The following is a 12,549-nucleotide window of genomic DNA, read 5'->3' as shown; positions in this document are numbered from 1 at the left end:
CGGAAGCACGGCGGCGGGTCGCCGACCGCATCGTAGAACCCTGCTGTCCGTGTTCGCAGCGATAACCGGCTTGGCCCTGACGGCAGTTCCGCTGAGCACCGCTCATGTGGCAAGCGCCGCCACGTCCGCGTCCCCGGCCAAGGGCACACGGGTCAGCGCCTGGTCGCCCAGCATGACGACCGGCGGCCCGTCCTTCACCGACCAGACCATCCGAATGGTGGTGCACAGCAGCGTCTCGGGCTCGGGCGCCCGCATCACCCTGTCCAACCGGTACAGCACCACCCCGCTCGACGTCAGCACTGTCGACCTGGCCGTCCAGGCGAGCGGTGGCGAGGCGACGCGCGGCACCACGCGGAACATCACCTTCGGCGGATCCCGCCACCTCACGATCCCCGCCGGCGAAGAGGCGGTCAGCGACATCGTCCCCATCTCGGTCGGCGCCGGGGAGAACCTGCTCGTCAGCCTCTACCTGCCCGGTACGACGGGGATGTCGACCTGGCACTCCGACGCGTTCGACACCACCTACCTCGCCTCCGGAAACCACACCGGTGACGACAGCGCCGCCGCGTTCGGCACCACCACGACCTCCTGGTACTACCTCGCAGGGCTGGACGTCGTGGCATCGACCGCGCGGGGCACCGTCGTCGCCTTCGGTGACTCCATCACGGACGGCTACCACTCCTCGACCGGCACCTACAGCCGATGGCCCGACTTCCTCGGACGCCGGTTGGGCGCCGGCCCGGGTCCGCAGAGGCTGAGCGTCGTCAACGCCGGCATAGGCGGCAACCGGGTCCTCACGGACGTCCCGAACCTGTGGCAGGGCGTCAGCGCTCTCAAGCGGTTCGGGCACGACGCCCTGGGCCGGCCGGGCGTCAAGGACGTGATCCTCTTCGAGGGCATCAACGACATCGGCAACAACGCAGGCCCCGACGGCCGGCCGCTGACCGCCCAGGACCTCGTCAACGGCTATCGCACCCTGATCGACGAGGCCCATGCCGCCCACGTCGGCGTCATCGGCGCGACCCTCATGCCGGACGAGGGCAACGGGTACTACACACCTGCCGCCGAGGCGATCCGCCAGAGCGTCAACCAGTGGATCCGCACCGGCGGCGCCTTCGACGGCGTCATCGACTTCGACCGGACCATGCGTGACCCCGCGAACCCGGCCGCCCTCAACCCGGCGTACGACTCGGGCGACCACATCCACCCCGACGACGAGGGCATGAAGGCCATGGCCGACGCGATAGACCTGCGTCTGCTGCGCGCCTGACACCTGTCAGCGGTTGAGAATTCGGGTGTCTTGGCGGTGAGGCCGTGCGAGCATCGGCGGATGATCGACAATGCGGAGCTGTCCGGAGCCGACCTGATCGGGAAGCGACTGCTGAAGGTGACCACGGCTTGGCATCACCACTCCGACGGGGCGTCGTCGCTGGTGCATCTGTGGCTTCATCTGGAGGAGCTGGGCCCGGTTCTGTTCCACACGCCGTCGACCGGCTTGTCGCTGTTCATCCACGAGCCGCACGGACCGTACTCGCTGGAGGAGCACGGCAGCGTCTCAGTGGTCGACGATTCGCCGGATGTTCCGGTGACCCGGTTCGTAGGACAGTCGATCCGCTCGGTTCGGGAGATCGGCTACGGCGACGACCGGGTCGACTTCACGGCCGGCCTCACGCTCTAGTTCCCCGGCGGGAGCATCCGTCTGCTCGGTCTCGACGACGACCTCCTCATCGCCCACGATCAGCACCTGGGTGCTGTCGAGGCCCACCTGCACGAGGACGTGACTCTCGCGCGGGTGGTACAGACCTGCTCGGGCAACCCGTCGCAGTGGGATGCCTGGACGACGAGGGGTCAGTACCTGTACCTGCGGTACCGGCACGGCGAAGGGACCGTCGAGCAGCACCCGAGCGAAGACACGGACACCTGGGACGGTGAGAAGTCGAGGCTCTGGACCAGCTGGGACGACGGAACCGATGGCGGCTCGATCGAACTCGACGGCTTCCTCGCCATGGCCGGCCTGCGGCTGGCGCCGGACGCCGAGGTCCGCACCACATCGTCGAAGAGCGACGGGAGAACCTGAGGTTACCTGGAACTGGACCTCGTCCGGGAGCAACGGACCCTCGTGACCGCAGTCGTGCCCGACGGTCACCGACGCCGCGACACGCCCAGATCGATGAGGTAGCGCTTGGTCACCCGGCCGCCGTACCGCCGGTCGATCAGCGCCGCGATGCAGTCCAACAGTCCGGTTCTGGCGGCATCCGGAAGAGCACGGTGGCCGGAGTAGGTGCGCAGGAGCTCGAGATAGTCCCCCGTGGTGTAGGTGAGCTCCCGCTCGTAGCGGCGGAACACGGTGGGGCCGAACCGGCCGCTGCGCACCACCGCATGGTCCGAGCCGTCGATGTCGGCGGCCGCGGGAGGCCGCAGCCCGGGCGGCGTCCCGGGGTCGAAACGCTCGTAGCAGCGCTGGACCTCCACGAAGAACTCCTAGGTTCCGCCCCGCACATGCTGGGTGCGCACCACGGCGAGCGCGCCACCGGGACGCAGCGCGTCGGCGGCCTTGGCCATCCGGACCGCCGGGTCGATCCAGTGGAACGCCGTCGCCGAGACGACCGCGTCGAACGGCTCGTCAGGCAGCGGCCACTTCTCGAACTCGGCCGTCACCACCTCCACCGCCCCGGCCCCGGCCAGGTTGCGGCGGGCGAGCGCGGCCCGCAGGGCCGGTTCGGCGCGGTGCCCGAGGACTTCCCCGCGTGCGGTCGTCGGTCCGCCCGTGACGACCAGGGTCACCATGTCGTCCACCGTCTCCCGAACCCTGGTCAGGGGTTGATCGGACCGGCGCCCTCGCGCACCACGCGGACCTCGCTGCCGTCGAGGGTGGCGAGTACCTCGGCGCAGATGGCCAGTGCCGTCTCGGCCGGGGTGCGCGCGCCCAGGTCGAGGCCGATGGGGCCGTGGATGCGCCCGAGGAGTTCCTCGTCCAGTCCGGCCTTGGCGAGATCCGCGGCACGGCGGGCCTGGGTATGGCGCGAGCCCAGCGCACCGACGTACGGGATGCCGGTGGTCAGCGCGGCGGACAGCACGGGGACGTCGACGTCCGGTTCATGGCTGAGGACGACCAAGCAGGCGGCGGCCGGACGCCGCCCGAGCAGCCGTACGGAGTTCTCGGCGGCGGACTCCACCGTGGCGTGCCAGTCCAGCAGGCGGGCCTGCGCGGCGAGCAGCTCGGCGAGTTCGCCGCCTCCCACGATGACCAGGTGGGGTACGGCCGGGAACGTCTCGATGAGGACGAGTCCGTCGTCCATCGAGCGGATGTCCCGGCCGGCGCGGCGGCGGCTGAGCAGTTCCCGAGCACGTTCGACGGCCTCGGCGGGCCCGTCACCACCTTCCGGCGCGGGTGTCGCCACGGTGCTGGTCACCCGCGTCCGCGCCTCGTCCAGCCGGGTGATCAGCGCGGCGTCGGCTCCCTCAGCCAGCAGGTCCCACCAGCGGGCGGGGACCGTGTGCAGGGACTGCAGCAGCACTTCGGCCCGGCCACCGCAGGTCAGGCCCGCCCGCTCCACCTCGTCGTCGTGGACGGACACCTCGCGTACGCCCGCGGTGTGGTCCGCGGGCAGGGCAGCGGCCTCCGCCGCCAGGTACGCGTCGAACGCACCGCGGTAGAGCGTGCCGTGGCAGTGCCCGTCCTGGTCGATCAGGAGGGCGTCAGCGGGGCGCCGGGGACCGAAGCCCCGTTCGGTGAGGGGGCGGGCGAGGACGCCGGCACGTCCCTGAGCCGCCCACTGCCCTGCTGTCTCGGCCAGTTCACGCATGATCGCGACCCTCCTCGTGGTGGGGTCGGCACCGGGGACCGTCTGGTTCAGCGTCGGCACCGTGACCGGAATTCTTGCATGATCACCAATCTCGGCGCGGTACCTGCCAGGAGGGAAGGCCGACGCGGACGGCGTCGGCGTGCTCGGCGATGTAGTCCTGTACGACCGACCGGAAGCCCGGGTCGGGCTCAAGACCGAGTGCGGCGGCGCGTCTGTTGTCGAAGACGGCGGGCCATGAGGCGACGATGGCTTCGACGGCCGGGTCGGGCGTGATGGTCACGAGGTCGGCGACGGCATCGCCGGCCATCTGCCGCAGGGTGGCGAGCATGTCGGCGACCGAGACCGTGAGCGCGGGAAGGTTGACCGGCGCCGTGCCGTCGAGCCGACCGGGCCCGGTGCCACGCTCGGCCTCGGCGATACGGAGCAGTCCGTGGACCGTGCGGCCTGGTGAGGACAGGGCCACCCGTAGGCCGGGGCGCACCGGGCAGGTCGCCGGGAGTCCCGCCAGCGGTTCGCGGATGATGCCGGACAGGAAGCCGGATGCGGCGGCGTTCGGTTTCCCGGGCCGTACCGAGACGGTCATCAGGCGGGCGATGCGTCCGTCGAGGAAGCCGTGGCGGGTGTAGTCGGCGATCAGGTGCTCGCAGATGAGCTTCTGGGTTCCGTAACTCGACTGCGGCAGCGGCAGGGTCGATTCATCGACCACCGGGGGCAGGGGCAGCTCGGGCCCGCCGCCGTAGACGGCGAGGCTGCTGGAGAACACCACCCTCGGCAACGGGCCGCCGGTGGCCGTCTGTGCCCGGGCCGCGTCGAGCAGGGCGCGGGTCGTGTCCACGTTGGCGCGCATGCCGAGGTCGACGTCGGCCTCGCACTCGGCCGACACCGCGGCGGCGAGATGGAAGAGCACATCGACCGGCTCAGCGAACACGTCGTCCAGCCGGCCCATGAGGTCGCCGTGCACAACGTCCACGAGGGGGTCGGTCGCCGGTGGTGAGCCGGGCTGTACGGTGCGGTCGGCGAGCACCAGTCGTTCGATCGGTGCGCCGCCGAACGTCCGCGTCCGCAGCAGCGCGGTGGCCAGCCTGTGCCCCAGGAAGCCGAATCCACCGGTGATGACGACCCTCACGTGACGACTCCTCGGTAGTGGCCCGGCCGGCCGAGCCCCTCATGGTGATCTGCCGCGCCGACCATCGCCGGCCGGCCATCCGCGCGGTGCGTGCCGGGGTCGGGAAACCCGCTCGGCACGGCGCCTCTGTACTGTCTGCCCGTCCACGCCCAGCCGCAAGGGCGTCCGGTCGACCGTACGGGCGGCTTCCGCCCTGCGGCGGGCCCGAGCGGCCTTCAGCCGGAGCGGACGCTGGTGAGCACCAGTGCGGTGTAGTGCATGGTGAAGGCGCCGCCCATCGAGTCGACGGCGTCGCCGATGCCGGTGAGGAGCGCGTCCAGCCGGTCCGGCGGGAGTTGACCGTGGCCGCCGAAGGTCGGCACCTGGTCCAGCCAGTCGTCGCGGGTGTAGTCGCGGTCCCAGCCGAAGTGCCACTGCGCGGGCTCGTCGAACGCGCCCGACTGCGCGAGCCCGTCGGACGCCCTGGCGACCACACCGGCGTAGCTCTCCGGACCGGCCATCGCCAGCCGGTAGACGGGTGAGTCGGGCAACACCCGGGCGTAGACCGCGCCGAACGCCTCGGCCACGTCGGGGGCGGGCTGGAATGCGTTCCAGAAGAGCGCGAGCCGGCCACCGGGCCGCAGTGTGCGGGCCGCCTTGACGGCGCCGGCCACCGGGTCGATCCAGTGCCAGGCCGTCCCGGCGATCAGGGTGTCGAAGCTCCGATCGGCCGGGTCCCAGTCCTCGAACCTGGCGACCTCGACCTCAAGGCCCTTGCGGCGGGCGAACTCGGCCATGCGTGGGTCGGGTTCGACCCCGAGGACGGTGCAGCCCGCGGTCTGGAACGCCAGCCCGGCGATGCCGGTGCCCGCGCCCACGTCGAGGACGTCGCGGCCGGGGCTGGTGGCGATGATGCGCTCCACCAGGGCGTCCGGGTAGCGGGGCCGGGTCCGGTCGTAGCGTTCGGCGTCCTCGCCGTACGACTCGGCTACTTTGCGCTGTGCGTGTGCGTGGTTCTCGGCGAGACGCCCTTGGCGCTCGGGAGGTAGAGTGGGCATGCGCCCACCCTAAGTGGGCGCATGCCCACTCGCAACGGGGTGAACTTGAATCGACGAAGGATCGAGGTGTGCCGTGCCGACTGGTATCGCTCTGCGTGACGCGCGTGAGCAACTGTTCGCCGCCGCGGAGCGCGTACTGCTCCGGGACGGGGCGAACGCGCTGACCAGCCGCGCGGTCACCACCGAGGCGGGAGTCGCCAAAGGTCTGCTGCACCGGCACTTCGCGGACTTCGACGACTTTCTGACCCAGTTCGTGCTCGACCGCATCGGCCGGATCGAGATCCAGGCCGCCGCGCTGCGGGACTCCGCCGGCACCGGCAGCGTCGTCTTCCATCTGACCCACGCATTGACCGACCTGTTCGGGTCGATCGCCCTGAGAATCGTCGGCCTGGTCATCTCCCGCGACGCCGTACGTACACGACTGCGCGAACTCACCGGAGGTGGCGTGCCGGTACTGAGGGAGGCCACTCTCATGATCTCCTCCTACCTCGACGCCGAGCGCGAACTGGGCCGGATCGCGGCCGACGCCGACATCGACACGCTCGCCCCCACCCTGATCGGGGCCGCCCACCTGCTGTTCGCCGACCGGGAAGGCACATCGCCGGCGCCCGCAGATGTCGAGAAGGTCGTCACCACGGTCATCGCGGACACCATGACGTGCTGAATCCGGTCGCTCGAGCGGCCACGGGTTGGAGGCCGCTGTCGCGGGAGCACGGCAACTGGCACTGCCACGCGTCACCATGCCGGCGGAGGAGTACCGCCGCGCCGTACTGACCGCGGAGCTCGCATGGCTCGACGCGGTCACCTCCGATCTCCGCTCCGGCGCGCTCACCTGGGACTTCGAAACCCTGACAGCGCCGGCACGGGCCACGTCCCGAGGCGGCCGTCAGCCGTCACGGTGCGTCTCCGTCCCAGTCGAAGTGGCGGGGGTCGCCGGGGCGTGGGGCGTACGTCGCCCGGCCGCCGGCACCGAACTGCCCCAGCTCGGTGCGGAGGGCCGCGCCGGTGCCGAGCTCGGCCTGTGTCCAGCCGGTTATGTCGAGCAGGAGCCCGTCCAACGGCCCGCCGACCAGTTCGGCGTACCGGCGTCCCGGCCGCGGGCCCGCTTGGTCGTGATCCTGACCGTAGACCCGGCCGCGCAGCAGTTGTTCATCGTTCCTGTCCATATGGCCAGCCTTGCAGCCACCACTGACATCGCCATGCGCCGGACTCGATGGGGGACGGACGCCGACGCACCTCCCCCGCCCCGCGCGCCGAGCGGCTCACGCTTGGGCTGGGCGCCGGACCGCAGAGCACCATGATGTGACGCTCCATCGTCTCCTGCAGCCGACCGGCATCGAGGCAGGACGGGCGCAGCCGGAGCGTCAGATCCGTCACCACGCTGACCCCGACACCGGCCTCATGTCCCTGGTCTCGGCGAGGGAGACCCTGTGCCGGCCGGACAGGGTTCCGCTGGGAGCGGCGATCGGGAACCGCTCCCTGGAGCCCTGGTACCGACCGCTGAAAGCCGTGCAGAGTGGAGGAGGGGGCCACCGGTGGCAGGCACAATGGCGGCGTGGACATGCGCAACCGGATCATCGTCGCCCTGGACTGCGACAACCGTGCCGCCGCCGAGCGCATCGTCGATCAGCTCGGCGACGAGTGCCGCTTCTACAAGGTCGGCCTGGAGTTGCTCACCGCGGCCGGTCCCGACTTCGTCAAGCGCCTTGTCGCGCAGGGCAAGGAGGTCTTCCTGGACCTCAAGTTGTTCGAGATCCCCAACTCGGTCGCCGGTGCGGTCCGCGCCGCGGGGGCTCTGGGCGTCTCCGTGGTGACGGTGCACGCCATGGGTGGCCTGGGCGTCATGACCGCCGCTGTCGACGCCGCCCGTGCCTTCCCCGGACTGCGGATTCTCGCGCTGACCGTGGTCACCAGCATGACCGACGAGGACCTCACCGACATCGGGATCGAAGGCTCGACCGAGCAGCAGGTGCTCAGACTGGCCCGGCTCGCGGGCAAGGCCGGCTGTCACGGGCTGATCGCCTCGCCTCAGGACGTCACGGCCCTGCGCAGCACACTGGGGTCCGATCTCCTGATCATCACTCCGGGAGTCACTCTGCCCGGCGACTCCCCGGCCGAGCACGCCCGCCCCGGAACCCCACGCGCCGCCATCGCCGCCGGCGCCTCGCACGTCATCGTGGGGCGCACGGTCACACGCGCCCCCGATCCGGCAGCCGCGTTCCGTCTCGTCCGCACCAGCGTCATCCCGTAACCCCTGGGCAGAGCATTTGACGGCAGGCTGCCACGCTGAACCGACTGGTGGGACGAGGCGGACGTCGCACCCGTGTTCCCGGTCCGGTCCCCGACGGCTGGGACGACCAGCCCTGCTCCTACCTGCTGTTCGGCCCTCCGTACGACGGCCTGGCCGCCGAGGCACGCGCACGCGGCTGGCGTGCGGCCCACCTGCCCGGCGCATTCAACACGACCACGTCCGGACGAGCCCCAGACACAGGCCTTCGAGGACAGGCCGACGGACTTGTGAGCCAGCGATTCGGTGCGGGTCGTGCCAAGCTGGGAATCCGGTCGACGGGCACGCGCGGCAGTATCCCGGCCGTCGGAGCGGTGCCCCGTTGCCGGGGCCGCGTCGACGCTGGGAGCGGTGAGTACGAATGAGCCCGAGTTCCGCGAACGGCCCGGATCCCGGGCCGACCGGTGCCGGCAACGGGCCTGCCGTCTCCCGTCGGGAGTTCGACGCGCTCTTCGAGGCGGTCCGCACATGGGGCCGCTGGACCCCGGCCGACCGCGGTGCCTGGAACCGGGTGACCGCGGAGCATGTGCGGCGGGCCACGGCCGCGGTGCGGTCCGGGCAGGTCGTCCCGCTGGCGCTGCCCTGGAACACTCTGCCCGGCCCCGACAACCCCAGGCCCGCTCTGCACCACATGACCGATCTCGGTGACGTCCAGAGCCCGGAACCCTCCACCCACAAGGACTTCATCGCCGCCGACTACCACGGCAAGGCCGTCTCCCATCTCGACGCCCTGTGCCACGTGGCCTATCGGGGGCAGCTCTACGACGGGCGGACGGCAAAGGACTTCGTCGGCGCGGGAGGTGCCCGGTTCGGAGCGGTGTCGGCGCTCGGTCCCCTCGTCACGAGGGGAGTTCTCCTCGACCTCCCCGCCGTCCTGGGGGTCCGCTGGCTGGAGCCTGGGCAGGCGGCGCACGCGAAGGACGTCATCACCGCGGAGAAGGCACTCGGTGTGAGGATCGGCGAGGGCGACGCGGTGCTGTTGCGCTCCGGGCACGTCCGCCGCCGCAGGGAGCTCGGTGCCTGGGACTCCGACTCGGCAAGCGCGGGCCTCCACGTGGACGCCGTACCGCTGCTGGCCGAGCGCGGCATCGCGCTGCTCGGCGGCGACGGCGACAGTGACGTACGCCCCTCACCCGTCGAGGGCGTGCACTCGCCCGTCCATGCCCTGGTCGTCGCCGCGATGGGCGTGCCGCTGCTGGACAACCTGGATCTGGAGGCCCTGTCGGCCGCGACGGCGGAGGCAGGGCGGCATGAGTTCCTGCTCGTCGTGGCGCCGCTGAACGTCCCGGGCGGGACGGGCTCGCCCGTCACTCCGGTCGCCGTCCTGTGACCATACGCACCTGATGTCCGTATTCTCATCGATGTCATATTGTTTGGAAGACGGACTCTGCGGGCGCGAGTGAGGCGAAGCATGGTTCGGCCCAGCGGAAGAGCGATACCGGCAGCGCGTGCGACAGACGGCACGGGGCCCGCCCGTTCCCGTGAGCATTTCCTGGCGGGTGAGCCGGTCGAGGCCTGCGTGCGCGCCGCCATCTCGAACTCGTGGCAGCGCTGCCGGGCGCTCGGGCTCTCGCCCGACCAGTCCAGCCCTCCCTTCCGGGCCGACTTCGAGCGTGATCCCCGTATCGTCCGAGCGGCCGTGCCGGTGCTCGACCGGCTGCAGTCCTGGTTCGCCGGCAGCAAGATGAACATCTCCGTCGCCGACGCGAGCGGGACGGTCCTTCTGCGCCGCTTCGGAGAGGCGTCCCTGGCCAGAAGCCTCCCGGAGTTCCAGCGCGAGCCCGGATTCGTGTTCGCCGAGCAGTACGCCGGCACCAACGGCATCGGTCTCGCCCTGGCGGAGCGACAGCTCATCCAGGTCTACGGCGCGGAGCACTTCGCGGAGCGCTCCCAGGGAAACGCCTGCCGCGCGCTTCCCGTCCGCGACCCGGTCAGCGGCCGCATCGAGGGCGTGCTGTGCCTCGGCTATCCACGCAGCGCCGAGGACCCGGCGCTGGCCACCGTGCTACGCAGGGCGGCCCGCGCCATCGAGAGGCGGCTGCTGGCACAGAGTTCCGAACGTGAGCGCGCCCTGCTGCGGGCGTACCTGGGCACCACGGCCGAAACCGCCGCCGGCCCTCATCACAGCGTCCGGGTCGGCGATCTGGCCCTCGGGCTGCACCCCCATGACCGAGCGATCCTCATGGAAAAGGCCGTCGAGCTGATCTCCTGCGCGCAGCTGGCCGCTGTCCGCGTTCCCCTGTCCGACGGCCGGTGCGTCGCACTGGTGAGCCGTCCGATGCAGAGTGCCACCGGGGTGGAGGGCTTCGCCATCGAGGCCATCCTGCCCGGCCCCTCACCGCACGAGCCCCTCACCGTCCCGCGGTCGGCCGAGAAGCCACAGCGCCACCCCGCCGAAGCCGCCGCCACCGCCGTCCCGCCGTCCGGGGCCGTTCCCCGCGTCACGGCGCCCGGCCTCGTGCCGGGCCGGGCCGACACGCCCGGCAGAGGCGGAACGGGGGGCGGGCCCGGCGACACGGCGGGCGGTCACCCCGGCTCCACGCCCCCGGCGAGGGGGCTCGTGCTGGTGGGTGAGCCGCACGTGGGGCGGTACGCCCTCGCCGCGCGCCGCCGCCTGGAGTTGCTGACCGACGCGAGCACGCGCATAGGCACCACCCTGGACGTGCGCCGTACCGCCCAGGAGCTCGCCGACACAGCGGTACCGCGACTGGCCGACTACGTCACGATCGACCTGCCCGAGGCCGTACTGCGCGGTGAAGAGGCCGCCGACCCCCTCACCGACCTGTGCCGAACGGTGGTCCACGGCATCCGCGACGACTGTCCGTTCCACCCGGTCGGCAAAAGCGTCGACTACGGCCCGACGACTCCGCAACTGCGCTGTCTGACCAGCGGCCAGGCCGTGCTGGAACCGGACCTGAAGACCGCCGCGGGCTGGCTCGCCCACGACCCCGAGCGCACCGAGGAGCTGCTGGCCCACGTCCACTCGCTCATCGCGGTCCCCCTGGTCGCCCGCGGCGTCGTCCTGGGCGTGGCCGCCTTCTACCGCGGGCAGGATCCCGCGCCCTTCGGTGACGACGACCGTTCCCTCGCCCATGACCTCGCCACCCGCGCCGCCCTGTCCATCGACAACGCCCGGCGTTACACGCGCGAGCGCACCATGGTGCTGGCCCTGCAGCGCAGCCTGCTCCCGCAGGGTCAGCCCGACCAGGACGCCGTCGAGGTGGCGCACCGCTACCTGCCCGCGGAGTCCGACGTGGGCGGGGACTGGTACGACGTCATACCCCTCTCCGGCACCCGAGTCGGCCTCCTGGTCGGCGACGTCGTCGGCCACGGCATGCTCTCCGCCGCCACGATGGGCCGGCTGCGCACCGCCGCACGCAGCTTCGCCGAACTCGACTTCCCCCCGGACGAAGTCCTCACCCACCTCGACAACCTGGTGGGACGCCTCGACCGGGAGGACCCCGACGCAGGGGAATCGGGCATCATCGGCGCGACCTGCCTGTACGCCGTGTACGACCCGACCACACAGCAGTGCGCCATGGCCCGCGCCGGTCATCCTCCCCCGGCCCTGGTCCGCCCCGACGGCACGGTGTCCTTCCCCGATCTGCCCGCCGGGCCCCCGCTGGGCCTGGGAGGCCTGCCGTTCGAAGCCGCCGAGGTCGACCTCCCCGAGGGCAGCGGGCTGGTGCTCTACACCGACGGGCTCATCGAGGACCGGAACCGCGACGTCGACGTGGTCCTCGACCGGCTGCGCGGCACCCTGGCCCATCCGGAACGCACACCCGAGGAGATCTGCAAGGCGGTCCTGGACACGGTGGCGCCGGCCCACCCCCATGACGACATCGCCCTGCTCGTCGCCCGTACCCGCGCTCTGGACCCTCATCGGATCGCCACCCGGGACCTGCCCGCCGACCCTTCCCTCGTCAGCGAGGTCCGCGCCTGGGCCCTGCGGCAGCTGGCCGACTGGGGGCTCGAGGAGACCTCCTTCGCCGCGGAACTGGTGCTGAGCGAACTGGTCACCAACGCCATCCGCCATGGCTCCGGGCCCATCCGCGTACGTCTGCTGCGCGACCGTACCCTGATCTGCGAGATCTCCGACACCAGCAACACCGCTCCGCACCTGCGCCGGGCAGCCACCACCGACGAGGGCGGCCGGGGACTGTTCCTCGTGGCCCAGCTGGCACAGAGCTGGGGTACGCGCTACATCCGGCAGGGCAAGGTCATCTGGGCCGAATGGGAACTCGACGGCGCCTGAGGCCACCGGCGCGGCTGACCCGTTGGTGTCACAGCAGG

The 12,549-nt window shown here is 71.5% G+C and carries 11 protein-coding genes and 1 pseudogene; 7 read left to right on the top strand and 5 right to left on the bottom strand.

Annotated elements, in window-relative coordinates; all coding sequences use genetic code 11:
* Window positions 1–49: 49 nt before the first annotated feature.
* The 3 genes from ACZ418_RS18920 (at window position 50) to ACZ418_RS18910 (ending at window position 2,077) form a co-directional block, all read left to right on the top strand.
* Window positions 50–1,270 carry an SGNH/GDSL hydrolase family protein gene (locus ACZ418_RS18920; protein ID WP_468363859.1) on the top strand — a complete coding sequence of 407 codons (1,221 nt, stop codon included), beginning with the start codon at window positions 50–52 and terminating at the stop codon, window positions 1,268–1,270.
* A 60-nt stretch (window positions 1,271–1,330) separates the two neighbouring features.
* Window positions 1,331–1,678 (top strand): hypothetical protein, encoded by a 348-nt coding sequence (locus tag ACZ418_RS18915; protein WP_468363856.1) that lies wholly within the window; start codon window positions 1,331–1,333, stop codon window positions 1,676–1,678.
* Between the two features lie 99 nt (window positions 1,679–1,777).
* Window positions 1,778–2,077, top strand: coding sequence for a hypothetical protein (locus ACZ418_RS18910; RefSeq protein WP_468363854.1), 300 nt, complete (start codon window positions 1,778–1,780; stop codon window positions 2,075–2,077).
* 65 nt (window positions 2,078–2,142) lie between these two features.
* Here ACZ418_RS18910 and ACZ418_RS18905 read toward each other — a convergent pair.
* The 4 genes and pseudogenes from ACZ418_RS18905 to ACZ418_RS18890 all read right to left on the bottom strand — a co-directional run.
* A pseudogene (locus tag ACZ418_RS18905) lies at window positions 2,143–2,715 on the bottom strand (class I SAM-dependent methyltransferase); the annotation flags it as partial.
* Window positions 2,716–2,813: 98 nt separating this feature from the next.
* Window positions 2,814–3,866, bottom strand: a complete 1,053-nt coding sequence (locus ACZ418_RS18900) for an XdhC family protein (RefSeq protein WP_468363851.1) — start codon at window positions 3,864–3,866, stop codon at window positions 2,814–2,816.
* Between the two features lie 22 nt (window positions 3,867–3,888).
* Window positions 3,889–4,932: a D-erythronate dehydrogenase gene (gene denD / locus ACZ418_RS18895; protein WP_468363849.1), complete on the bottom strand. Its 1,044-nt coding sequence runs from the start codon at window positions 4,930–4,932 to the stop codon at window positions 3,889–3,891.
* A gap of 215 nt (window positions 4,933–5,147) precedes the next feature.
* Window positions 5,148–5,969 (bottom strand): class I SAM-dependent methyltransferase, encoded by an 822-nt coding sequence (locus ACZ418_RS18890; protein WP_468363846.1) that lies wholly within the window; start codon window positions 5,967–5,969, stop codon window positions 5,148–5,150.
* Between the two features lie 73 nt (window positions 5,970–6,042).
* Here ACZ418_RS18890 and ACZ418_RS18885 point away from each other — a divergent pair, with 73 nt between their 5' ends.
* Entirely contained in the window at window positions 6,043–6,633 is a 591-nt protein-coding gene (locus ACZ418_RS18885; protein ID WP_468363844.1) for a TetR/AcrR family transcriptional regulator, read from the top strand.
* A gap of 229 nt (window positions 6,634–6,862) precedes the next feature.
* Here the strand turns inward: ACZ418_RS18885 and ACZ418_RS18880 are convergent, their stop codons facing one another.
* The gene (locus ACZ418_RS18880; RefSeq protein WP_468363841.1) at window positions 6,863–7,135 is read right to left on the bottom strand and encodes a hypothetical protein; all 273 of its coding nucleotides are present in this window, start codon (window positions 7,133–7,135) and stop codon (window positions 6,863–6,865) included.
* 395 nt (window positions 7,136–7,530) lie between these two features.
* On the opposite strand from ACZ418_RS18880, the gene pyrF reads away from it, so the two are divergent.
* The 3 genes from pyrF (at window position 7,531) to ACZ418_RS18865 (ending at window position 12,511) form a co-directional block, all read left to right on the top strand.
* Window positions 7,531–8,220, top strand: coding sequence for an orotidine-5'-phosphate decarboxylase (gene pyrF / locus ACZ418_RS18875; RefSeq protein WP_468364394.1), 690 nt, complete (start codon window positions 7,531–7,533; stop codon window positions 8,218–8,220).
* 397 nt (window positions 8,221–8,617) lie between these two features.
* Window positions 8,618–9,586 carry a cyclase family protein gene (locus tag ACZ418_RS18870; protein WP_468363838.1) on the top strand — a complete coding sequence of 323 codons (969 nt, stop codon included), beginning with the start codon at window positions 8,618–8,620 and terminating at the stop codon, window positions 9,584–9,586.
* Window positions 9,587–9,667: 81 nt separating this feature from the next.
* Window positions 9,668–12,511, top strand: a complete 2,844-nt coding sequence (locus tag ACZ418_RS18865; RefSeq protein WP_468363836.1) for an ATP-binding SpoIIE family protein phosphatase — start codon at window positions 9,668–9,670, stop codon at window positions 12,509–12,511.
* Window positions 12,512–12,549 lie beyond the last annotated feature (38 nt).

The sequence above is a fragment of the Streptomyces sp. NPDC030820 genome (assembly GCF_055572075.1).
The sequence above is the reverse complement of the archived record's forward strand: the minus strand, read 5'-3'. Positions and strand labels throughout refer to the sequence as shown.